Genomic DNA, 23,341 nt, shown 5'->3' with positions numbered 1-23,341 from the left:
GTTGAGACCGGAATCGATGCCGGGACCTTGGGACAACGCCCCGAACCCAGGCCCCGACGCAGGGGTCTGAAGCCGTGGGGCGTGATTGGGTCGGAAGCGCACCGGACGGGCGGCTTGAGGGAGGGACCGCGATGAGCACGCTGAAACGACTCGCGGATCGAGGGCTCATCCGGCCCCCGCGATGGCTGCCGAACAACGTGATGTACGAGACGATCATGGGGTCGGTCGCCTATGGCGTCTCGTCGGACACGAGCGACATGGACGTGTACGGCTGGGCGATTCCGCCGAAGGAGGACATCTTCCCGCACCTTCGGGGGGAGATCCTCGGCTTCGGCAAGACGGCCAAACGCTTCGAGGTGTTTCAGGAGCATCACGTTGAGGATCGGGACGCCCTGGCCGGGCACGGGAGGATGTATGACCTGTCGATCTTCGGCATCGTCAAGTTCTTCCAACTGGCGATGGAGAACAACCCGAACATCATTGATAGCTTGTTCACGCCTGCAACCTGCGTGTTGCACAGCACGAGGGTCGGGAACCTTGTGCGGGAGAATCGGCGGCTATTCTTGCACAAAGGGGCCTGGCCGAAGTTCAAGGGGTATGCCTACAGCCAGTTGCACAAGCTGACGATCAAGCAGCCGCAGGGGAAGCGGGCCGAGCTGGTCGCCGAGCACGGCTACGACACGAAGTTCGCCTACCACGTGGTGCGCCTGATCGGCGAGGTCGAGCAGATCCTGCTCGAAGGAGACATCGACCTGCAGCGGAACAACGACCAGCTCAAGGCGATCCGTCGGGGCGAGTGGACCGAGGATCGGCTCCGGCAGTGGTTCGCCGAGAAGGAGTCGCACCTGGAGCGCCTTTATGCCGAGAGTCCCCTGCCTCCTGTCCCCGACGAGCCGAGGCTCCGGGCCTTGCTCCTGTCGGCCCTGGAGGAGCACTACGGCAGCCTGGAGGGCTGTGTGGTCGACCCGGATCGGGCGGTCGCCGCCCTGCGGAACATCCAGGCCGAGCTGGAGCGGGTCAGGGACTTGCTTTGATCTGTGGAGTGGGGCGCGAGGCGACATGCCTCCGTTTTCAGCGGAGCAAGATGAAAAAGTATTGACTATCTCTTGACACTATACAATCAACTTGATTACTGTTGAAACATTGCGGTGGAATGCGGTCGTTGCTTATCGCATTGGAGGTGAGAAGTGTCATCTCTTCTCAGGAGTCGCACGTTCGTTCCATGCGTTTTCCTGGTGATCATCGGCCTGGGCTGTTCGCGATCAGACGACGGTGCGTTTCAGGTCAGGCAAGGAGCAGGACCAGCGGTCATTGTCGTCGATAACGAGACCGATGTCGTCGAGATCAAGCAGAACTTCAGAGAACCGTTCGACATCCGCCTCGTTGAACCAGTCAACGGCGCCTCTTTCGGGATTGGAGAAGCGATCACTTGCGTGGTTGACGTATACCGCAACAACCCGGAAATCAGCCTGCCGGTGTCGCTCGGGGTCAATCTACTGCAAGGGGAAACCGGATATGATTACGCGAGCATCAATATTCATTCCGACGACAACACCCCGGGCGAGACGATGGCTGACGGCGCGCTGAGGTACAAGGCCATACTCGAGCGGCCTCCCGAGAGACCGGGAAATTACATCATCTTCGCGGATGCCACGACGGTCATCTACTTCCGAGAGGAGATCAAAGGGAGAGACATCGATTCCGTTACGCAAATGATCAAATCGCCGATCGTGGAGGTCTCGATTCGCGAGGGAGACCAATGATCCGTCGCAATGTACTGGGTTCTCGCGAAGGCTTCACACTGATCGAGGTCGTCGTCTCTCTCGCGATGATCGGGATTCTGATGGTCCTGACCTTGGTCGCCGTCGCGTCGGCTCGCGAGGCTAGCCAAAAGGTCCACTGCTCGAACAACCTGAGACAGACTGGCCTCGCGCTTGCCCAATATGCCTCGCTCCACGGTGTTTTCCCGGCAGCTTCGTCTTCAACCGGCTATTCCATTCACGTCGCGATCCTTCCTTATCTGGAACAGGGTGCGATCTACAATGCGATCAATTTCGCGAGACTCGCGCCGGAGATCGGTGATCAGGGAAGCACGCTGGCCACGACCAGCCTTAACACCTTCATCTGCCCGGCCGACGGAGAGGATCGCTCGTACAGAATGGGTGGATCGACGAATTACGTCGGCAATCTCGGGCTAGGAATTCAGTCGTTCGGCCACAATGGGTCCTTCGTCAGGCTCGGGAACGCACCCGTCGGGTATCGTGATTTCACCGATGGCGCCTCAACGACGATCGCCTTCACGGAATGGCTCGTCGGACCCTCTTCCCGCCTCGCGCGCGACGCGAAGCGAACCGTCTTCCAGACTCCGGATCAATTGTTCTATCCGGATCAATACGAGCAATTCGCGGATCGTTGCGAGGCGCTGGATCCCCGGACCGCCACGCGGAACTTCTCGGGGAAGGGCAACAACTGGTTCTTTGGCGACTACGGATCAACCCTCTATAACCACGTGCTCCTGCCGAATGAGAAGTCGTGCGCCAACGGGACTTCATGGATCTACGGGGCATGGACCGCAAGCAGCAATCACCGAAGCGGCGTCAACACACTTTACGTCGATGGTCACGTCAATTTCACCAAGGAGAACATCGCCCTAGAGACATGGAGAGCAATCGGTAGCCGGAATGGCCGCGAAATCATCTCGGCGCCCGGCCGGTAGCAGGCTCCCCCCAGCGGCGGGTGGCTGGGGTCCGTCTTCGGACCCCGGTCCCGTTGAGCGAGGCCAAGCCGCCGGGGTCTCGTTCCGAGACCCCAGCCACCCGCCCGAGACCCCAGCCACCCGCCGGGCGAGAGCCTCCCCTCCTGGCTCCGTCGCCGGAGTCGCCGGGCGAAGCCGGAGGGGCTGCAATCTGGGAGGAACCGCCGGGGTCGTTATGATGGGGCTTTCGCGGGTGGCCCCGGTTGCTCGTCAACCGGGGTCGCGGAACAACGAGAGGCCACGGTGAGGCGCTCCAAGCCTCTTACGGCGACGCCGCCCCGGTTGGCGAGCTACCGAGGGCACCCGCCGATCGGTTTTCTTGGCGGTATTATTGGGTCGGAGGACAGCGACATGACAACGCTGCTTGAGAAGGCATTCGCCGAGGCAGCCAAACTTCCCGAGGCCGAGCAGGAGGTGTTGGCGTCCAGGCTGCTGGCCGAACTGGCAGCCGAGGACGACTTCGATCGGACCATTGCCGGGTCCGCTCATCGGCTCGTGGGGCTGGCAAACGAGGCGCTGGCCGAGCATCGTGCCGGGTTGACCGAGGAACTCGACCCCGAGCGGCTATGAACTCGCATCTCACTCGGCGCTTCCGCGCGATGTTCGCGGCCCTGCCCGCTCATGTCCAACAGCAGGCGCGGGAGTCGTATCGCTTGTTTCGGCAGAACCCGGCGCATCCGGGCCTGCACTTCAAGCAAGTCCACGCCGACCCGCCGCTCTACTCGGCTCGCGTCGGTATCAGCTATCGGGCGGTCTGCGTGCGTGACGGCGAGACGGTCGTATGGTTCTGGATCGGCTCTCACGCGGCGTATGACCAGCTTCTTGCTCAACTCTAGGAGCCTCGCTTTCCTCGCCTCTGAGGTCAAGGGCGCACCTTGGACGGGCCGTAGTATGGGGGGAAGGGCTCCTGACGGGGAGCAATGGCGGCGGTGTTCGTGGAGAAGGCCCGGGAGAACGCCCGGCTCTCCGGCGTCATTGTGCCTTTGCGGCTCCGCGCGTGGTGCCCACGCCCTGAGTCTGTTGCGAGGCGGGCCAGGGGCACCGAACGGGGCTGCAATCTGGGAGGGAATCGTCGGGGTCGTTATGATGGGGCTTTCGAGTCCGCGATGGGTTGACGTGAACGAACGATCTCCGAACGAACCGATCTTGCCCGAGGGCTGCCTCCGATGGCCGACAGTTTTCAGAGTCGAGCGACCATTCAGGTTGATGGCCGACCGTATCAGATCTACCGCCTCGATGCCCTGAGCGGGCAGGGGGTGGACCTGGCCCGATTGCCGTTTTCGTTGAAAATCTTGCTGGAAAACCTGCTGCGGTGCGAGGACGACCTGACCGTCACCGCAGACGATGTGCTGGCGCTGGCGAAGTGGGACCCGAAGGCCGAGCCGAAGGATGAGATCGCCTTTCGGCCGGCTCGGGTGTTGATGCAGGACTTCACGGGCGTGCCGGCGGTCGTGGACCTGGCGGCGATGCGGGACGCGATGAGCCGGCTCGGCGGCGATCCGAAGCAGATCAACCCGTTGCAGCCGGCCGAGCTGGTGATCGACCACTCGGTGCAGGTGGACGAGGCGGGCACGAAGCTGGCCCTCTTGCACAACACGGAACTCGAATATCAGCGGAATACGGAGCGGTACGCGTTTCTGCGTTGGGGTCAGAAGGCGTTCGAGAACTTCAAGGTCGTGCCGCCGGAGACGGGGATCGTCCACCAGGTGAACCTGGAATACCTGGCGCGGGTCGTCTTCACGAAGGAAGAGAACGGAGAGACGATCGCCTATCCCGACACGCTGGTCGGGACGGACTCGCACACGACGATGATCAACGGCCTGGGGGTGCTGGGCTGGGGGGTCGGCGGGATCGAGGCCGAGGCGGCGATGCTGGGTCAGCCGGTGTCGATGCTCGTGCCGCAGGTCATCGGCTTCAAGCTGGCCGGGAAGCTGCCGGAAGGGGCGACGGCGACCGACCTGGTGTTGACCGTCACGCAGATGCTCCGGCGTCGGGGGGTGGTCGGCAAGTTCGTCGAGTTCTTCGGCGACGGGCTCGATCACCTGCCGCTGGCCGACCGGGCGACGATCGCCAACATGGCCCCCGAATACGGCGCGACCTGCGGTATCTTCCCGATCGACGCCGAGACGCTCCGCTATCTGGAACTTTCAGGACGGCCGAGCGAATTGATCCGCCTGGTCGAGGCCTACAGCAAGGAACAGGGGATGTTCCGCACGACCGGCGCTCCGGAGCCGCACTTCACCGACGTCCTGGAACTGGACCTCTCGACCGTCGTGCCGAGCCTGGCCGGGCCGAAGCGTCCGCAAGACCGGGTGACGCTGGGAGAGGTGAAAGGGGGGTTCGCTCAGGTCCTCTCGCAGATGATCAAGGACTCGCCGACGGCGCTGGCCGCGGTGGAGAAGGCGAGGAAGGCCAGCGGCGCGGCCTCGACGGACTCGAACGGCGAGAATCGGCTCGAAACCGAAGGAGGGGGCGGGGTCGCCGCAGGTGCTGAGGACCCGAAGGCCCCGGCGGCTCAGACGCACCCGCTGAGCAACGGCAACGGCCACCTAACGCACGGCTCGGTGGTGATCGCGGCGATCACGAGCTGCACGAACACCTCGAACCCTTCGGTGATGATCGGCGCGGGTCTGGTGGCGAAAAAAGCGGTCGAGCGCGGCCTGAAGCCGAAGCCGTGGGTCAAGGCGAGCCTGGCGCCCGGTTCGAAGGTGGTGACGGACTATCTCGACGACTCGGGCCTGACCGCGTCGCTCGATGCGTTGGGGTTCAACACCGTCGGCTACGGATGCACGACCTGCATCGGCAACTCGGGGCCGCTGTCGAAGGAGATCACCCAGGCGATCCAGGAGGATGATCTGGTGGCCGTCTCGGTCCTCTCGGGGAACCGGAACTTCGAGGGTCGGATCAACTCGGACGTGAAGGCCAATTACCTGGCGTCGCCCCCCCTGGTGGTGGCGTACGCATTGGCCGGGACGATCGACATTGACCTGACGAGCGAGCCGATCGGGACCGACACGAACGGCAAAGCCGTGTATCTGAGAGACATCTGGCCGACCCAGAAGGAAGTGCAGGACACGATCCTCAAGTCGGTCCGGGCCGAGATGTATCAGCGCAAATATGCTGATGTTTTTGAAGGCGACGAGCGATGGAAAGGTTTGCCGACCCCCGAGGGGGATCTGTACGCCTGGGACGACGCCTCGACCTATGTGAAGAATCCGCCCTACTTCCAGGGGATGGGGGTGGAGCCCGACCCGGTGCAGGAGATCAGCGGAGCTCGGGTGCTGGCGGTGCTGGGAGACAGCATTACGACCGACCATATTTCGCCGGCCGGGGCGATCAAGGCGCAGAGCCCGGCGGGCTCGTATCTGAGGGAGCACGGGGTTGAGGCGAAGGACTTCAACTCGTACGGCTCTCGGCGAGGGAACCATGAGGTGATGGTCCGCGGCACGTTTGCCAATGTTCGCCTGCGGAACCAGCTGGCTCCGGGGACCGAAGGGGGCTTTACCCGGCTCTTGCCTGATGGGGAGGTGACGACGATCTTCGATGCGTCGGAGGAATACCGGCGTCGGGGGGTGCCGCTCATAATCTTGGCGGGCAAGGAGTACGGCTCGGGGTCGTCGCGCGACTGGGCGGCCAAGGGGCCGCGGTTGCTGGGGGTTCGGGCGGTGATTGCCGAGAGCTTCGAGCGGATTCACCGATCGAACCTTGTGGGCATGGGAATCCTCCCGTTGCAGTTCGGCGCAGGAGACAATGCGCAGGCGCTCGGCTTGACGGGCGAGGAAACCTATGCGATTGAAGGCTTGCGGACAGTGCTCGACGCGAAATTCGCCGAGGGGCGCGAGGTGCAGGTGGTGGCCACGAAGGCCGACGGCTCGACCTTGCGATTCCCGGCGACCGTTCGGATCGACACGCCGCAGGAAATCAAGTACTATGAGCACGGAGGGATCCTCTCCTTCGTGCTCCGCCAGCTTTTGAAAGCGCGGCAGAGCTGATCCTTCGGGACGTGTTTTTCCAAAACGCACGTCCCGATGCCCTCCCGACGGGCTGATCGCCCGCACCGCACCGACCGGGATTTCCGGCCGGCCTGGCTTCTTTTGCTTCCCGAGTCGGAAGCAGGGTGGCCGGCCTGCTGGCAGGGAAATCCACGGTGGTCGCGGGCAATGGGTGTTCGGCCCTCGGCCGATTGTCGATCGCGGATCGGTTGGCGAGTCTGATCAGGTCAGGACCGGATCGTTTCGATCCGCACACGGGAATTTCGGGTGACCGATCCTCTCTCGTGGCGAGACCGAAGCACGGGTGGGCAAGGCAGCCCGATCCTCCCGAGGGTGGTTCGATTCCCCCGGCTCAACGATCAGGAACCAGCCCTTTCGCGTCCGATCCGCCCCGACTGGCAGGGAAGCCCCCGGTTTGTATAGAATGCCTTCTCTCTGGCAGCGACTGGTGAGCCTCTGGCCGAGATTGGCCCGGACGTTTCCCAGCCGGACCGATTCCCCGCCCGGAACCGCTGTCGCGATTGATTCCGCGTCCGAATCCGAATCTGATTCCGAGCCGAAACGGTACGAGTTCCCACCGCCCCCCCCGGCCTCGCCCCGACCGAACTCCGGACCCGCGACCGAGCAGGAGCTGGAAGATATGGCCCACGCGCAGACTGAAGCCAAGCCCATCGTCGAACGGGAGCAGGCCCTCGACTGGCTCCGACAAATGCTGGTGATTCGCCGGTTCGAAGAACGTTCCGCGATGCTTTATCAGCGGCAAAAGATCGGCGGCTTCTGTCACCTGTATAGCGGACAGGAAGCCTGTGCCGTGGGTTCGATCGGCGTCTTGAGAGACGACGATTACGTGATCACCGCCTACCGAGACCACGGGCACGCGATCGCCCGGGGGATGGAGCCGAGGGCGGGCATGGCGGAGATGCTGGGCAAGGCCGCCGGTTGCTCGAAGGGCAAGGGCGGCTCGATGCACTTCTTCCAGGTCGATCGCAACTTCATGGGCGGTCACGCGATTGTCGGCAGCCACATTCCGCTGGCCGCCGGGTTCGCGTTCGCCAGCAAGTACCGCGGCGACGACAAGGTGACGCTCTGCTTCTTTGGCGACGGCGCGATGGACCAGGGGGCCCTGCACGAGGCCTTCAACATGGCCGGCCTCTGGAAGCTGCCGGTCATCTACGTTGTTGAAAACAACATGATGTCGATGGGCACGCATCTGCACCGGCACTCGGCCGTGCTCGACCTGACCCAGCGAGGCGGGCCGCCGTATGGCTTCTCGGCCAGTCTTGCGGTGGATGCCAACGACGTGGAGGCGATGGCCGAGGCGACGCTCGAAGCCGCCAATCGCGCCCGGGCCGGCGAAGGGCCGACGTTCATCGAGGCCAAGACGTATCGCTACCGCGGCCACTCGATGTCGGACCCGATGAAGTACCGGACCAAGGAAGAGCTGGAAAAGGCCCGCGAACGGGACCCGATCTCGCTCTACGAGGTCGTCCTCCGCGAGCGCGGCTGGGTCGATGATGAATCGCTCGAACTGATGCAAGCCGAGGTCAAGGAACTGATCGACGAGGCCATCCGCTTCGCCGAGGAAGCTCCCGAGCCGGAGCTTGACGAGGTCTACACCGACATTACCGTCTCCCCTCACATTCCTCAGGAGTGACCGCGTCCATGGCCATCATGCAGTACCGAGAGGCCCTGAATCTGGCCATGACCGAGGAGATGGAGCGGGACGACCGCGTCTTCCTCATGGGTGAAGAAGTCGCCGAGTACAACGGCGCATACAAGGTCAGCCAGGGAATGCTCGACCGCTTCGGCGATCGCCGGATCGTCGATACGCCGATCTCCGAGAACGGCTTTGCCGGGATCGGCATCGGCGCGGCGATGGTCGGCCTGCGGCCGATCGTCGAGTTCATGACCTTCAGCTTCAGCTACGTCGCGTTCGACCAGCTGGTGAACAACGCCGCGAACATGCGCTACATGTCGGGCGGCCAGTTCAGCGTGCCGATCGTTTTCCGGGGCAACTCGGGGATCGCCGGCAACCTGGGGGCGACCCACTCGCACCGGCCGGAGGCGCTGTACGCCCACTTCCCGGGCCTGAAGGTGATGATGCCCAGCACCCCGAGCGACGCGAAGGGGATGCTCAAAGCCGCGATCCGAGACGACGACCCGGTGATCTTCATCGAGCATGAAAACCTGCTCGGCGACAAGGGAGAGGTGTCGGAAGACCCCGACTTCGTCGTGCCGATCGGCAAGGCCGACGTGAAGCGCGAAGGCTCGGACGTGACGATCATCACCTACTCGCGGTCGGTGATCACCAGCCTGAAGGCGGCCGAGAAACTGGAGGAGGACGGGATCAGCGCCGAGGTGCTTGACATGAGGACCATCCGGCCGCTGGACCTCGACGCCATTCTGAACTCGGTGACGAAGACCCACCGCGCGATCATCGTCGAGGAAAACTGGCCGTACTGCGGCATCGGCGCCGGCGTGGCCGACCGCATCTACCGCGCCGCCTTCGACGAGCTGGACGCGCCGATCGAGCGGGTCACCGCCAAGGACGCCCCGTTGCCGTATAACCGTCGCCTGGAGCTGGACATGCTGCCCAGCGTCGAGCGGGTGGTCGAGGCGGTCAATGGGGTGTTGTACAGGTAGGCAGTAGGCAGTAGGCGGTAGGCAGAAGGGGAAAAGCGAAGAGGAGAGAGGAGAGAGTGGAGGGGAGGGGAGCCCCGCCGGGCAGATGGGAAAGGCGGGGCTTCGGGCATGGCGAGTCAGAATTACAGGGACCTGATCGCCTGGCAGAGGGCGATGGACCTGGTGGAGCAGGTCTATCAGGACACGGCGAGGTTTCCGAACGAGGAACGCTTTGGCCTGACGAACCAGCTTCGTCGTTCGGCGGTGGCAATCCCCTCGAACATTGCAGAGGGTCAAGGTCGGGGTGGCAACAGGGAGTTCCATCGTTTTCTCTCCATCGCCCACGGCTCTCTCCGAGAGGTCGAGACGCAACTGCTCATTGCCGATCGACTTCGCTACCTCGATGATCCCGCGACCTCTGAACTTCTTTCCCGCTGCTCCGAGGTCGGCCGACTGCTCAACGGCCTGATGAACTCTCTGGCTCGCTCGTTCGACGTCCCGACTCCCTGACCAATCCCCCTGCGTTCGACTGCCGTTCTTTATCCTCCACCTGCCACCGCTGACCTTCGATTTTCTTTCCCCGTCCTCACTGCCTACTGCCCGCTGCCTACTGCCTACTGCCCCAAGGAGCCCGCAAATGCCCATTGAAGTGACGATGGCCAAACTCAGCCCGACGATGGAGAGCGGGCAACTGGTGAAGTGGAACGTGAAGGTCGGCGACGCGGTCAAGGAAGGGGACGTCCTGGCCGAGATTCAGACCGACAAGGCCGTCATGCCGATGGAGGCGTTCGACGAGGGAACGGTCGCCCTGCTCGATGTGCAGGAAGGGGATGACGTCGCCCTCGGTCAGCGCGTGCTGGTGATGGCGAGCAAGGGGGAAGACCCGGCGCAGGTGGCTGAGAAGCTCAAGGGCGGCTCGGCCTCGAAGGCGGAGTCGAAGAAGGAAGCCGTTCCGGCGGGAGCCGGGGCGCAGGGCGCATCGTCCGCTCCGGATTATGGTCACTCGACCGACGCGAACGGTCAGCACGCCGGGGCCGAAGCGCGAGAGCCGGGCGGACGGGTCCGCTCCAGCCCGCTCGCCCGCAAGATCGCCGCGTCCGAGGGAATCGACCTCGGCCAGGTGGAAGGCTCGGGGCCCAACGGCCGGATCGTCCGCCGCGATGTCGAAGAATTTCTTCAGCACCGTGGCGCCGCCGCCCCGAGCAAGGGGAAAGAAGCGGCCGCCGCTGCCCCCGCCCCGGCCATGCCGGTTGCCCGCGGCCCGATTCGCGAGACGCAGCGCGTGCCGCACAGCCGGATGCGCAAGACGATCGCCGCTCGGATGCTTCAGGCCAAGCAGGCGGCCCCGGAAATCCACGTCACGAGCGACATCCGGATGGATCGGATCGTCGCCCTTCGCGAGCAGCTCAACGCGCAGCTCTCGAAGCAGAAGATCAAGCTTTCGGTGGGCGACTTCGTGACCAAGGCGGTTGCGATGGCGTTGCGAAAGCACCCGGACCTGAACGCTTCGTATGAAGAGGACGCGATGGTCTTGCATGGGGATGTGAACATCGGCATTGCCGTGGCGCTCGACGGCGGCCTGATTGTTCCCGTCTTGCCGCATGCCGATCAGCTTGGCCTGGTTGAGATCCGCCAGGGGACGCTCGCCCTGGCCGAGGCTGCCCGGACCAACACGCTCAACCCGAAGCAGATGATGGGCGGGACGTTCACCATCTCGAACCTTGGCATGTACGGCGTCAAGCAGTTTGATGCGATCTTGAACATGCCGGAGGTCGGGATTCTCGCCGTCGGCACGACCGAGGCCCGGCCGGTGGTCGAGAACGGCGAGCTGGTGGTCGGCCAGGTGATGACCGTGACCCTCACGGCCGACCACCGCGCCGTCGATGGTGCGACCGCCGCCGAGTTCATGCGAACGCTCAAGGCGTTCCTCGAAGAACCGGCCGCAATGTTGCTCTGAGCGATCCTTTCAAGAGGCCTCCGGCGATCCCTTCGGACCGCCGGAGGCCGATCAGGGGTCGATCTTCGCGTTTCGAACGCCTGGACGACGCCGGTGATGGGCCTTCGCTATTGGCATCGGCCCGAGAACCGGAAGCAGACGGGCAACTGGGTATCGCGGGGATCGGGCGTCGATCGGGGTGGGTCGACTCGGGCGTGGAAGTACCAGGTGCCGGCAGCGCGGAAGGGCACGGCGATTGGGCTACCGATGTCGCCGCCGTAGTCGATGCCGCCGGGCAGGTACGGGCTCTGGTGTTCGAAGAAGAAGCGCACCCAGTCAAGGCAGCCAGGGCCCCGACCGATCTGGACCTGCTGGACATAGATCCGGCCGCTGAGGCTCGTCAAGGGAATATTCAGTGACCAGCGGTTGTTGACCCGATCGGGGTTTGCCTGGTAGGGGCCGAGCACCTGTCCCTGGTAGAAGACGACAGTGACGGTGTCCTCCACGCCCGGGGTATTCCCGCCGTTGGTCGTGACGCGATAGACGATCTCTCCCGGGTCGCCCGGCCCGGGGGTGGGCGGGGTGACGATGATCTCGCCGGTTGGCGGTAGCGTCGTCCCGACGCTCGGGGAGATGTCGACCGAGACCACGTCCTGGCTCGAACTCCAGCAGAGGAGGACCCGGTCGCCGGGGCAGATGATCACGCGGTTCTGACCCGCCGGGATGTCGCGGCAACGGATGTCCGGCGAGGCGGCGACCCCCGCCTTGAGCTCCACCGTCGATGCCGGCCGCTCTGGATCGCCGTCGCCCCCGGCCCGGATCGTGTATCCGGCGAGCGGACCCTCGCGGATGTCCACGACTCCGCAGTGAATGGTGAACGACCCGGTGCTGAGGTCGAAGACGCCCTGGTCCTCGACCGTGAACCGGACCTCGTCGAGGCCCAACGTCTCGATCATCGGGAGGTTCTTCGCCGAGATTGCGAAGACGAAGTCGAGGTCCATGTTCCCGGACTTCAGATCGAGGGTGCCGGTCGAGGCTTCGAGGTCCAGGAACTCTGATCCGATACGCAGGCTCGGCAGCTCAAGGGCTTCTCGCTGGCCGTCGCCGTCGAGGTCGATCGGGAACGAGAAGGGGAGCAGCCGCAGGTCGAGGTCCGTGATGCGGACAGCGAGCGTTTCTGGCTCTTGCGAGCGGTTGTACTGCAGGGTGATCGAGCCGTCGCCCCGAATCAGGGTGGGAATGTGTCCCTCGGGCGGGTAGACGGCGATCGGCGGTTCCACCGTCAGGCGATAGGGGATTTCCTTCGGGAGGGTTTGGAACAGGCCGATTTCAGGGAAGCCATCCTGTTCCTCGCCCAGCGGACGATCAACGGCCGTCGGGCCCGCATCGCAGGCACACGAACGCTCCTGTCCAGCCACCACGTCTGGGAGCAGGAGGGCGGAGGCAAGGGCGAACAACACGGAGAATTGACCAAGCATGTCACGCTCCTTTTCGTTCTGGTTGCCTATTCTTCAATGCAAACTGAGGCATACCTTTCTCAAAAAACAAAAAGCCCGTTCCCCTGGCAGGTCAGCCGGGAGAAGCGGGCCGTCGTGACCGGTTGTTGCCACCCAGCAAGGGTGGATCAACATCTCTGGATTCTACCCCTCGCATCCGCGAACTTCAAGCGCTTGTCGATGGTATTCGCTGGGTCGCGATCCTGGACGTACCAGGAAGGTGCGGCTCAGCCGTCGGCCTTTTTGAGGACTTCGCCGAAGGCGGGTAGGCGTTCCATGATCTGATTGAGAACGTCGTCGGGCAGGAGGTCCTTGAGCTTTTCAATCACGATGGGCAAGAAGGTCTTGGCCTGGTCGAGCGACAGACCGGTTTTGGAGAGCATCTGGAGGAGGTCGGGCAGCGCGCCGGCCTTGCCGCCGAGAAGGCCGCCGACGAGGTCGCCGACTTTCTCAAGCATCCCGGATGCCTGCTGGCCGTGGAGGAACGACGAGACGGCATCGGCCGCCTGGGGCACCTCGCTCTCGACCTTCGTGAAGAGGTCTTCGGGCAGATGCTCTTTCATGAAGTTCAGGATCGCGCCGACGCCTTTCTTGACAAGGTCGCCATCGAGTCCGGTCTGGGACTGGAGCTGGGAGATGAAATCGCTCATGAATGCACCTTCGCAGTGAGAAACGGGGCGGAGAACCGCCGGGGAGATGAGACAGGGAACGCGACCGGGCCGAAAAAAACAGCCCGGCCGCAAGGTTTGCTCAGGAGACGGAGGCCTCGGCGGCCGGCGACGCCTGGTAGACGTGGATGTCGCGTTGGGGGAACGGGATGCTGATTCCGTTGCGGTCGAACTCGTCCTTGACTGCGCGGAGCAGGCCCCACTTCACCTCGCCATAGTCGGCGGCCTGGCACCAGGGCCAGCAGATGAAGTCGATGGAGGACTCGCCCAGCTCGTTGAGCTTGACCATCGGCTCGGGGTCGTCGAGGACCTTCGGGTGCTCGCGCACCAGACGCTCGAGGATCTCCTGGGCCTTGGCGAGGTCGTCATCGTATCCGACCGAGAAGGTCAGGTCGACGCGGCGGATGTTGCTGGTGCTGGCGTTGGTGATGATGCCGCCCCAGATCTGGCTGTTGGGCACGACCATGTGGCGGTTGTCGAAGGTCTTGATGTGGGTGGAGACCATGTTCATCGACTCAACCTTGCCCATCACCCCGGCGGCCTCGATAACCTCGCCGACGTCGAACGGGCGATAGGCGAGCATCAGCAGGCCGCTGGCGAAGTTGCTCAGCGTGTCCTGCAACGCGAGGCCGACGACCAGCCCGGCGGCGCCGATGGCGGCCAGCATCGGCCCGATGTTGACCTCCAGGGCGGCCAGGCCGGCGATCAGCCCGAGGAAGAGGACCGCTTGCTGGACGAACCGGCTAAGGAAGTCGCGGAGCAGGTTCGAGGCCTGCGGCCAGGCCCCGGTCGCCCGGTAGGTCACGAAGTAGAGGATCTTCGAGACGAAGTAGGCGACCAGAAGGATGCCGAGGAATTTCAGAATGTTGTAGACCCAACGCAGGCCACCCTGCTCGGAGGTCAGCCAGCCGGTGATGGCCGTCCAGGTGGCCGAGGCGTCGGAGGTGTCGATGTTGATGCCACTGACGGCCGAGACGTAGGTGCGGTACTCCTCGACGTCGCCGCCCTTGGTTTCCAGCGCGTCGAGGACGGCGTTGACCCGGTCGATCAGCGCGGTCTTCTGCTCGCGGAGGACGGGGAGGTCTTCGAGGAGCGCTTCCTTCTGTTGCTGGGCCGCCTCGGCGTCCTGCTCGGCCTCGGCCTTGAGGGCGGCGGCCTCGGTGTTGACGGCGTCGGCCTCGGCGGCGACGGCGCTGGCCTCGGAGGAGACCTCGTCAGCCTCGTCGGGGCCGGCCTCGGCCGCGTCCTTGGCGACCTGGTCGGTTTTCTGCTTCACCGCGGCGACGTCGTTCTGAACCGCCTCGGTTTTGGCCTTGGCCGTTTCGGTTTGCTCTTCGGACTCCTCCACCTGCTTGTTCTGCCGCTTGACGGCGATCTCGGCGGAGCTGATTTGCGAGACTTTTTGCTTGAGCAGGTCGCGCCAGGCGTCGGCCTCGACGACGAGTTCGTCCTTGGTCAGCGGCTGGAGCAAGAGCCCAAGCTGGTCGACGGGGATTTCCGGGTCTGCGGTGGTTTGCGGCTCGGGGGCCTCCTCAGCGGGGGCCTCCGGGGCGGGTGCTTCTTCGTCCTGGGCCAGGACCGGCCGGGGCATGATCGCCAGCCAGGCGGCCAGGCTCAGAAAGACGATGCTCGCTCCGAGAGGGTGCAATTTCACCGAGCGACTCCTTGAGTTTCTCCTTGGGGTCGATCTGGGTAGGACGTCCTGCCAGGAATGGGGACGGGCCCATTCCTCTCAGGCGTTCCGACATGACGAGACGCGCCCGAGATGATGCAGGGCGCGTCTCGAGGATTCGTGAAGGTCAGGAGGTGAATCTCAGATACAACTGCAGCGCCAGGCCAACAACAAAGAAGATCAAGGCGATGACGACCAGCGCATACAGAAGCGAGTACATTTTATAAACCGATCCGAGGGCGTTCATCAGGTGTCCGACGTCTCGGCCGGTTGTCGCGACGATCTCGCGGAACGAACCTGCCGCGGCGCGCGTCCAGACGCCGAGCAGGGTGAAGATCAGGCCGGACGTGGCGCTCTGGATGGCAAGGCCCCAGAGGAAATTCGTGGGCGGCAGCTCGCCTCGGATCTCCTCGGGGATCTGCTGGACGACCTCGGCCGGAATCTGGTCCTGAAAGACGAAGACCAGAAGCATCAACGCCGAGATCAGGTTTAGGATACCCACAATCATCGCCAGCAGGCCCACCACGCCCATCTTGTGCGCGAGGTTGCCGATCAGGGTGTTCTGCTCGGGAGTGAACTCGTAGCTCATGGGGCTTGCTCCCTCTCTGAGGGGATCCCGGTCGACCAGAAGCGATCGATGGGTTCTTGTGTTTTGAAGTGAGTGGTTGCGAGGTGCTGAAGACGGGTTGAAGACGCCTAGGCGTCTCCTGAGGCGACGAGCGCCCCGATTGTAGTCAGGGAGAGCGGAAGGGGGTAGCAGAAACCTGGACCTGAGCGATTTTGCAGTTTTCACTCCTTCAAGGCGTTTCTGCGGAAATTGAGGGACCGGCACCTCGCGGTTTCGGAGCCGGTCGCTTCGTTCCGCCGGCAGACCGGCCAAGGCCCGAGCGGGCAGACCGCTAGGAGAGCCGACCGAGGAGGCCCTGCCGATAATCATGAATGGCCTGCTGGATTTCGTCCGGGGTGTTCATGACGAAGGGGCCGTGACCGGCGATCGGCTCGCCGATGGGCTCGCCGGTCAGGACGAGAAGCCGAGTCGGGGATTCGGCGAGCACGCGAACGAGGTTTCCCTCGCGAGACAGATCGGCGACCTCGACAGCGGAGACTCGTGTGCCGTCGAGCTGCACCGAACCGGTCTGGACGACGATCAGGCTGGTGTGGCCCTCGGGGAGCGGGAGTTCGACGCTTCGGGAGGCATCAAGCTGGATGTCCCAGACGTTGATCGGGGTGAAGGTTTTGGCCGCTCCGGGAGTTCCCTGGAACTCGCCGGCGATGACCCGGACCGTCCCCGAGCCGTCGGCGAGCGGGACGCGGGGGATGTCGGCATCGAGCAGGCTCTGGTAGCCGGGGGCCGCCCGCTTGTCTCGGGCGGGCAGGTTCACCCAGAGCTGGACCATTTCCAGGGTGCCGCCGTCGCGGGTGAAGCGCTCGCTGTGGAATTCCTCGTGAACGACGCCCGAGGCCGCCGTCATCCATTGCACGTCGCCGGCGCCGATGGTGCCGTGACTGCCCGAGGAGTCGCGGTGGGCCAGCTCCCCCTGGTAGACGATGGTGACGGTTTCGAAGCCGCGGTGCGGATGTTCCTCGACGCCTCGGGGGGCCGAGGCGGGTTCAAAAGGGTGCGGCCCGGCGTAGTCGAGGAGCAGGAAGGGATCGAAGGCGTTCCCGCCGCCGTACGAGAAGAGGCTTCGCACGGGGAAGCCGTCACCGACCCAGTGCTGGGGGACGTTGCGGAGGATGCGTCGAAGGCGCTTCATGAAGGATGCTCCACGTGTGCCGCGTGTCCGTTACTTCGCGTTGTGGCTGGTGATGAGGTTCCGGTAGGCCGGGAGGTGGTTGGACAACAGGGCGCCGAGCCCCTCGACGTCGTTGCGCCAGTCGCGGTGCAGCTCGCAGGCGACGCCGAACCAGTTCATGAGCTGGGCCCCGGCGGCTTCCATGCGGGACCAGGCGGCCTCTCGGGTGGTCAGGTTGAAGGTGCCCGAGGCGTCGGTGACGACGAAGACCTCGTAACCGGCCTCGATGGCCGAGAGGGCGGGGAAGGCGACGCAGACTTCGGTGACGACCCCGGCGAGGATCAGTTGTTTCTTGCCGGTCGCCTCGACCGCCTTGACGAACTCGTCATTATCCCAGGCGTTGATCTGGCCGGGGCGGGCGATGTACGGGGCGTCGGGGAAGAGGTCCTTCAGCTCGGGGACGAGGGGGCCGTTGGGGCCGTTCTCGAAGCTGGTGGTCAGGATGGTCGGGAGGTTGAAGTATTTGGCCGCGTCGGCCAGGGCCAGGACGTTGTTCTTGAACTCGTCGGGGGAGAAGTCGTGAACGAGATTGCAGAGGCCGGACTGGTGGTCGATGAGCAGGACGGCGGCGTTGGCCTTGTCGAGGCGTCGATACCGGAATGGGTCGGGCATGGTCGAGCGTTCCTTCGTGAACGGGTCGAGGGGTGCCGGCACACGACCCCTCCCGGGGCGTGACGGGGTGCCAGTGTACCATCCTCCGGAGGTTGCGTTGTCAAGTTGGCCAGAGACGTCGTCTGTACGGGGGGGGGCCGGAACGTCACAATAAAAGGGATCAACCGATTGGCCGGGGACGGGACGGTGTTGCCAGGTGATGGCGAGGCCATTCCTCGGGCGAATCCCCTGGACGAGGAAGGGGAGCCCCTCGAAGCCGAGGCTCGGCTTGTGTTCCCGGCCCCGCGCCGCCGTTTTGCCGTGTCCCGGCACGCGATCCGGAGCATCCCGCCCCGTCGGGACCGGTTGCGGGCGATCGGTCCCCGTCCTCGCCGTTTGTTGCGTTTCTTGAAGTCGTTTCACGCAAAGAGATATCTCTACTCATGGCCCACGACTACGACCTGATTGTCATCGGCGGCGGACCCGCCGGATACGCCGGCGCGATCCGAGCCGCCCAGCTCGGCAAGAAGGTGCTTTGTGTCGAGCAGGACAAGCTCGGCGGCATCTGCCTGAACTGGGGCTGCATTCCCACCAAGGCCTTGTTGACGAATGCTCATGTCGTTGAACTGTTGAATCACAACGGCAAGGAGTTCGGCTACACCGGCGACTCGCGCTGGGATTTCTCCCAGATGATCAAGCGAAGCCGGGACGTCACGACCAAGATGAACAAGGGGATCGAGGGTCTGTTCCGCAAGTACAAGGTGCAGCACCAGCAAGGGACGGCGAAGATCGTCGGCCCGAATCAGGTGAAGGTGGGGGACAAGACGCTTTCGGCCGGGTCGATTGTGATTGCCACCGGCGTGCATGCTCGGGCCTTGCCCGGGGCCGAGTTCGACGGCAAGACGATCATCTCGTACAAGGAGGCGATGAACCTGCCGACGCAGCCGAAGTCGATGCTGGTGGTCGGCGCCGGGGCGATTGGGTGTGAATTTGCCTACTTCTATAATGCAATCGGTACGAAGGTGACGATTGTCGAGATGGTCGACCATCTGTTGCCGATCGAGGACGAGGAGGTTTCGCAGACCCTCCGCAAGAGCTTCGAGAAGCGCGGGATGACGGTGTTGACCGGCTCGAAAACGACGAAGGTCGAGAAGACCGACGGCGGCGTGAAGGTGACGGTCGAGACGCCGAAAGGTCCGCAGACGATCGAGGCCGAGGTGATGCTGGTGGCCATCGGCGTCGAGGGGAACATCCAGGATCTCTGGGATGAAAAGAAGGTCAAGATTGAGACCTTCAAGGGGCACATCAAGGCCGACCCGAAGAAGGGATACGTCACGAGCGTTCCCTCAATTTACGCCGTCGGCGACGTGATCGGCCCCCCCTGGCTGGCCCACGTGGCGCACCACGAGGCGATCTGCTGCATCGAGCGTCTGTGCGGCCATGCCGACCGCACGGTCGATTACGACAACGTGCCCGGCTGCACCTACACCGAGCCGGGGGTGGCCAGCGTCGGCCTGACCGAGAAGAAGGCGCGCGAGCTGGGCCGAGAGATCCGGATCGGCAAGTTCCCGTTCATCGCTTCGGGCCGGGCCGTCGCGGCGGGAGAGCCGGAGGGGTTCGTCAAGCTGATCTTCGACAAGAAGCTGGGCGAGCTGCTCGGCGCCCACATCATCGGCGCCAATGCGACCGAGATGATCGCGGAACTTGTCATGGCTCGCAAGCTCGAAGCGACGCAGGAGGAGATTCTCCATGCCATGCACCCGCACCCGACCTTCTCCGAGGCCGTGATGGAGGCCGCCGGCCAGGGGCTGGGAGAGTCGGTTCACCTGTGATTGTTCATGTCGGTTGAGATGCCTTGTCATGGAACGAATGCGTTGGGTGGCTGAGATCGTGCCGCCTGCGGGTGCTCCTGGTCGGAGACGAGCCCTGGAGGAGAGGTGACGATGGCGACGCGGCTGGTGAGCGGAGAGGGTGTGCCGTCGCTCATCCGCGAAATATTAATGCGAATTTCTCAGTATATTAACACTGATCATGTCTCTGTTCGTCCCGGCGATCAACGCGGTATGATCACGATGCCGAAGACCGAGTACCCTGCCCAGAACCATCGAATCAAGCTGCGGACCCTTTCACAAAAGGCTACCCCATGACGACCTTCTCGACATCTCTGTTCCACCGAGCCCGGCCGCTGGCCCTTGGCGGCCTGATCGTCCTGACAGCATGCCCCGCCTTCGCCCACGACGAGGGGGACGACCACTCCCACCTGCCGAAGCCGGTGGCCGAGGCCGAGGTTTACCGGCCGACCGCCATGCCGGATCGGATCATCCTCACCTTCACCGGCGACCCGGCGACCTCGCAGGCGGTGACCTGGCGGACCGACGCGACGGTGGAGACGGCGATTGCCGAGATCGCCCTGGCCGACCACGGCCCGCAGTTCGTGGACCGCGCCGAGACGGTCGAGGCCACCTCGACCCCCCTGACCACCGACCTGAACGAGGCGAAGTTCCACTCGGTTGTCTTCGAAGGGCTGGAGCCGAAGACGACCTATGCGTACCGCGTCGGCGATGGGGTGAACTGGAGCGAGTGGGCCCACTTCACCACGGCGAGCGACGAGGCCGAGCCGTTCTCGTTCATTTATTTCGGCGACGCGCAGAACAACGTCAAGTCGCTCTGGTCTCGGGTGATCCGGGGGGCGTACTCCGACGCGCCGAAGGCCCGCTTCATCGTTCATGCCGGCGACCTGATCAACCGGGCCAACCGAGACGCCGAGTGGGGCGAGTGGTTCTACTCGGCCGGCTGGGTCAACGCGATGGTCCCGAGCCTGCCGACCCCCGGCAACCACGAGTACGAGCGTACCGAGGACGGGCAACGCAGCCTTTCCGGCCACTGGCGGCCGAGCTTCGCGCTGCCCGAGCACGGGCCGGAAGGTCTTGAAGAAAGTGTGTATTTCATCGACTATCAGGGGGTGCGCATCATCTCCCTGAACTCCAGCGAGAAGCAGGAGGAGCAGGTCCCCTGGCTGGAGCAGGTTCTGGCCGAGAACCCGAACCGCTGGACGATCGTCACCTTCCACCACCCGATCTACTCGGCGGCCAGGAACCGCGACAACCCGGCGCTCCGCGACCTCTGGCAGCCGATCTTCGACAAGTACGCCGTCGACCTCGTGCTCCAGGGGCACGACCACGCCTACGGCCGCAGCGGCCTGGTCGTGGGCGATCAGAACGTCCCCACCGGCGCCGCCGCCCGGGATGACTCCGGCACGGTCTACGTCGTCTCCGTCAGCGGCCCGAAGATGTACGACCTGACCCAGGCCGGCGACTGGATGAAGCGGAAGGCCGAGGACACCCAGCTTTATCAGATCATCCACCTCCACGGCGACCGCCTCACCTACGAGGCCCGCACCCCCCTCGGCGCCCTCTACGACGCCTTCGAACTCGTCAAGCAGGACGGCCAGCCCAACGAGCTGATCGAGGGCAAGCCCACCCTCGGCGAGCGCCTCCGCCGCCTCGAAGCCGCCGCCGAGGCGGCCGGCGACTGATCGATCGTCCCGGCGGCGGGGTGGTTGGGGTCAGGATGACCTCGGTCCGCTCTTGCTCAGGTCAGGGGAGCTGGCGTCGACACGACCCCAGCCACCCCGCCGGGGCTCGGAGAAAATTGAGGTTTTTGAGGATGGCAAAGCAACGCGTTCAGATTCCTGATGACTTGGCAGCACGAGTCTTGTTTGCCTCTGATCGTACGTGTTGCGTCTGCCGCCTGGAGAAACATAAGGTTCAGATCCATCATATCGATGAAAACCCGTCCAATAACTCTTTTGATAATCTGGCAGTGATTTGCTTGCACTGCCACAGTGACGCACACACCATAGGGGCCTTTGTAAGAAACTTAACTCCAGAACTGATCAAACTGTACAATTCAAGTTGGAGGGATATTGTTGCTCTAAGACTACATGCATCTGTTGAAAATTCATCTAAAATAGAAGTTGAAGATGCGTCCAAACTAGAGCTTGTGTCTGAAGCATTATTGGAGGCTAGTTTAGATTGTCATAACTGGAAAATCAGGTTCATTTTCATGGCGGGCCCTAATAATCTGCCTCAAGGAAATGCAGACGATGCCTTGGATATCTGGGATCGGATGAGCGAACATTGGATACCAAAATATTCGGAAGCGAATTATCAACGATTCAAGCACCTCTTCGACGAAGGAATACGTGCAGTCCAGGAGCGTTTCGATCGATTAATCCACTTGTTTCCGGATGCTCTTCCCGCAGATTTTCGAATATTACTCCTTCGAGCGAATAGACAACTCGAAGTTGAGCGGTCCGTGTACTTGCAGTTGCCTGCCTTATTCGGTGGGGTCGTCTCTGTCGAAGAAAGCGAGAGCTTCTTCTGCACTCGATTTACCGAGGTAGTTCGTGTTCTTCGAGATGTCTCGCGAGAGGCCGATCGGAGAAGAAATTCCTTGACAATATCACATAGGTAGCTCACTAAGTCACTGCGTCTAGTGCTCCATCCACATCTTCGCGGGCAATCGGCGGGGTGGCTGGGGTCATCCTGACCCCAGCTTTTGCTTCAATGGGAAAACGTTCCGTCAGCCGACGAACTGGACATCGACGGGGCCGGGGAGGAGCTGGGCGGCCTCGGCGCGGCGGAGGAGGGTGCGGACGGCCTCGCGGCCGCGGTCGCCGTAGTCGACGGTCCAGTCGTTGACGTACATGCCGACGAAGCGGTCGGCGAGGTTCGGGTCGAGCCCTCGGGCGTAGGTCAGGGCGTAGTCGAGCGCCTCCTGGCGATGGTCGAGGGCGTACTGGATGCTCTGCTTGAGCAGGCGGGCGATGCGCTCGACGGTCTCCTGGCCGAGGTCGCGGCGGACGACGTTGCCGCCGAGGGGGAGCGGCAGGCCGGTCTCCTGGAACCACCACTCGCCCAGGTCGACGATCTGGTGCAGGCCCTGGTCGGGGTAGTAGAGCTGCCCTTCGTGGATGATCAGGCCGACGTCGGCCTTGCCTTCGAGGACGGTCGGGATGATCTGGTCGAAGGGGACGACCGTGACCGGCACGTCCTTGCCCAGGCAGAGCTGGAGGGTGAGGTAGGCGGTCGTGAGGGTGCCGGGGACGGCGATGGTGGGCTTGCGGGCGCGGAGGTCGTCGAGGGTCATCGGCTCGCGGGCGATGAGCTTCGGGCCGTAGCGGTCGCCCATGCTGGAGCCGGAGGCGAGCAGGGCGTAGGTGTCGGCCAGGTGGGCGTAGGCGTGGATGCTGACGGCCGAGACTTCCAGCTCGCCGTTGAGGGCGCGTCGGTTCAGGGTCTCGATGTCTTCGAGCTGGTGGACAAAGTGCAGGTCGCCCGTGTCGAGTTTGTCGTGAGCCAGGGCGTAGAACATGAAGGCGTCGTCGGAGTCGGGGGAATGTCCAACTCGAATGGTGCGCCGGCCGTCGGTACTCATGGGATCGTGGAAGCCTCGGGGCGGGGTGAGGGATCAATCAACAGAACGGCAGGTTGTGATGACACGGGCAAGGGAGGCGGTCGCGTCTGGGTCGGTTTTCCTGGAGAGGCGGCCGTAATGCTCGACCGAACCATGAACGCGGTCGATCAGGCGAAACTCCCTCACCCCGGCCTTCTCCCCGCAACCGGGGGAGAAGGAGATTGTGCCATCTCAACCCTCGCCCCGGTAAACGGGGGGGAGGGTGGCCGAAGGCCGGGTGAGGGGCCATCGGTGGGCGAGACGAGTTTCGTGGTTTCGTAGGGTGCTTCGAGTCTTCGAAGACGCACCGCGAAGGCGGATCGGTGCGTTATCGAAGACTCGACGCACCCTACGAC

Annotated in this window: 21 protein-coding genes; 14 read left to right on the top strand and 7 right to left on the bottom strand. The window is 63.7% G+C overall.

Annotated elements, in window-relative coordinates; genetic code table 11:
* Window positions 1-131: 131 nt before the first annotated feature.
* The 10 genes from HG800_RS19265 (at window position 132) to HG800_RS19220 (ending at window position 11,326) form a co-directional block, all read left to right on the top strand.
* Window positions 132-1,034 carry a nucleotidyltransferase domain-containing protein gene (locus HG800_RS19265; RefSeq protein WP_169978479.1) on the top strand — a complete coding sequence of 301 codons (903 nt, stop codon included), beginning with the start codon at window positions 132-134 and terminating at the stop codon, window positions 1,032-1,034.
* Between the two features lie 153 nt (window positions 1,035-1,187).
* The gene (locus tag HG800_RS19260) at window positions 1,188-1,763 is read left to right on the top strand and encodes a hypothetical protein (protein ID WP_169978477.1); all 576 of its coding nucleotides are present in this window, start codon (window positions 1,188-1,190) and stop codon (window positions 1,761-1,763) included.
* Window positions 1,760-2,716 (top strand): DUF1559 family PulG-like putative transporter, encoded by a 957-nt coding sequence (locus HG800_RS19255; protein ID WP_169978618.1) that lies wholly within the window; start codon window positions 1,760-1,762, stop codon window positions 2,714-2,716. Before HG800_RS19260 ends, HG800_RS19255 begins: the two co-directional genes overlap by 4 nt.
* A gap of 390 nt (window positions 2,717-3,106) precedes the next feature.
* Entirely contained in the window at window positions 3,107-3,325 is a 219-nt protein-coding gene (locus HG800_RS19250) for a hypothetical protein (protein ID WP_169978475.1), read from the top strand.
* The gene (locus HG800_RS19245) at window positions 3,322-3,591 is read left to right on the top strand and encodes a ParE family toxin-like protein (protein WP_169978472.1); all 270 of its coding nucleotides are present in this window, start codon (window positions 3,322-3,324) and stop codon (window positions 3,589-3,591) included. Before HG800_RS19250 ends, HG800_RS19245 begins: the two co-directional genes overlap by 4 nt.
* A gap of 330 nt (window positions 3,592-3,921) precedes the next feature.
* On the top strand, window positions 3,922-6,747 hold the full coding sequence (gene acnA / locus HG800_RS19240; protein WP_169978470.1) for an aconitate hydratase: 2,826 nt from the start codon (window positions 3,922-3,924) through the stop codon (window positions 6,745-6,747).
* 640 nt (window positions 6,748-7,387) lie between these two features.
* Window positions 7,388-8,401, top strand: a complete 1,014-nt coding sequence (pdhA, locus tag HG800_RS19235; protein WP_169978468.1) for a pyruvate dehydrogenase (acetyl-transferring) E1 component subunit alpha — start codon at window positions 7,388-7,390, stop codon at window positions 8,399-8,401.
* Window positions 8,402-8,409: 8 nt separating this feature from the next.
* Complete coding sequence (locus HG800_RS19230; protein WP_169978466.1) at window positions 8,410-9,390, top strand: pyruvate dehydrogenase complex E1 component subunit beta; 981 nt, start codon at window positions 8,410-8,412, stop codon at window positions 9,388-9,390.
* 108 nt (window positions 9,391-9,498) lie between these two features.
* Complete coding sequence (locus HG800_RS19225; RefSeq protein ID WP_169978464.1) at window positions 9,499-9,879, top strand: four helix bundle protein; 381 nt, start codon at window positions 9,499-9,501, stop codon at window positions 9,877-9,879.
* A 127-nt stretch (window positions 9,880-10,006) separates the two neighbouring features.
* A complete protein-coding gene (locus tag HG800_RS19220; RefSeq protein WP_169978462.1) occupies window positions 10,007-11,326 on the top strand; it encodes a dihydrolipoamide acetyltransferase family protein in 1,320 nt (439 codons plus the stop codon).
* Window positions 11,327-11,433: 107 nt separating this feature from the next.
* Here the strand turns inward: HG800_RS19220 and HG800_RS19215 are convergent, their stop codons facing one another.
* The 6 genes from HG800_RS19215 to ycaC form a co-directional block, all read right to left on the bottom strand.
* A complete protein-coding gene (locus HG800_RS19215) occupies window positions 11,434-12,783 on the bottom strand; it encodes a hypothetical protein (protein WP_169978459.1) in 1,350 nt (449 codons plus the stop codon).
* Window positions 12,784-13,028: 245 nt separating this feature from the next.
* Window positions 13,029-13,451, bottom strand: coding sequence for a DUF2780 domain-containing protein (locus HG800_RS19210; protein WP_169978457.1), 423 nt, complete (start codon window positions 13,449-13,451; stop codon window positions 13,029-13,031).
* A gap of 100 nt (window positions 13,452-13,551) precedes the next feature.
* The gene (locus HG800_RS19205; RefSeq protein ID WP_169978454.1) at window positions 13,552-15,123 is read right to left on the bottom strand and encodes a mechanosensitive ion channel family protein; all 1,572 of its coding nucleotides are present in this window, start codon (window positions 15,121-15,123) and stop codon (window positions 13,552-13,554) included.
* A gap of 145 nt (window positions 15,124-15,268) precedes the next feature.
* Window positions 15,269-15,730 carry a hypothetical protein gene (locus HG800_RS19200; protein ID WP_169978452.1) on the bottom strand — a complete coding sequence of 154 codons (462 nt, stop codon included), beginning with the start codon at window positions 15,728-15,730 and terminating at the stop codon, window positions 15,269-15,271.
* A 310-nt stretch (window positions 15,731-16,040) separates the two neighbouring features.
* Window positions 16,041-16,898, bottom strand: a complete 858-nt coding sequence (locus HG800_RS19195) for a pirin family protein (RefSeq protein ID WP_169978449.1) — start codon at window positions 16,896-16,898, stop codon at window positions 16,041-16,043.
* Between the two features lie 30 nt (window positions 16,899-16,928).
* The gene (ycaC, locus tag HG800_RS19190) at window positions 16,929-17,549 is read right to left on the bottom strand and encodes an isochorismate family cysteine hydrolase YcaC (RefSeq protein ID WP_169978446.1); all 621 of its coding nucleotides are present in this window, start codon (window positions 17,547-17,549) and stop codon (window positions 16,929-16,931) included.
* A gap of 422 nt (window positions 17,550-17,971) precedes the next feature.
* Between ycaC and lpdA the strand changes: the two genes are divergently transcribed.
* The 4 genes from lpdA to HG800_RS19170 all read left to right on the top strand — a co-directional run bounded on the left by lpdA (window position 17,972) and on the right by HG800_RS19170 (window position 22,004).
* Window positions 17,972-19,360, top strand: a complete 1,389-nt coding sequence (gene lpdA, locus HG800_RS19185) for a dihydrolipoyl dehydrogenase (RefSeq protein WP_169978443.1) — start codon at window positions 17,972-17,974, stop codon at window positions 19,358-19,360.
* Window positions 19,361-19,471: 111 nt separating this feature from the next.
* The gene (locus HG800_RS19180; protein ID WP_169978441.1) at window positions 19,472-19,675 is read left to right on the top strand and encodes a hypothetical protein; all 204 of its coding nucleotides are present in this window, start codon (window positions 19,472-19,474) and stop codon (window positions 19,673-19,675) included.
* Window positions 19,672-21,063: a purple acid phosphatase family protein gene (locus tag HG800_RS19175; protein WP_169978438.1), complete on the top strand. Its 1,392-nt coding sequence runs from the start codon at window positions 19,672-19,674 to the stop codon at window positions 21,061-21,063. Before HG800_RS19180 ends, HG800_RS19175 begins: the two co-directional genes overlap by 4 nt.
* A gap of 131 nt (window positions 21,064-21,194) precedes the next feature.
* Window positions 21,195-22,004, top strand: a complete 810-nt coding sequence (locus tag HG800_RS19170; protein ID WP_169978435.1) for an HNH endonuclease signature motif containing protein — start codon at window positions 21,195-21,197, stop codon at window positions 22,002-22,004.
* A 108-nt stretch (window positions 22,005-22,112) separates the two neighbouring features.
* Here HG800_RS19170 and HG800_RS19165 read toward each other — a convergent pair whose 3' ends face one another.
* Window positions 22,113-22,967, bottom strand: a complete 855-nt coding sequence (locus tag HG800_RS19165; RefSeq protein WP_169978433.1) for a menaquinone biosynthesis family protein — start codon at window positions 22,965-22,967, stop codon at window positions 22,113-22,115.
* Window positions 22,968-23,341: the final 374 nt, after the last annotated feature.

Source organism: Tautonia rosea (assembly GCF_012958305.1).
Classification (GTDB): Bacteria; Planctomycetota; Planctomycetia; order Isosphaerales; family Isosphaeraceae; genus Tautonia; species Tautonia rosea.
The sequence above is the reverse complement of the archived record's forward strand: the minus strand, read 5'-3'. Positions and strand labels throughout refer to the sequence as shown.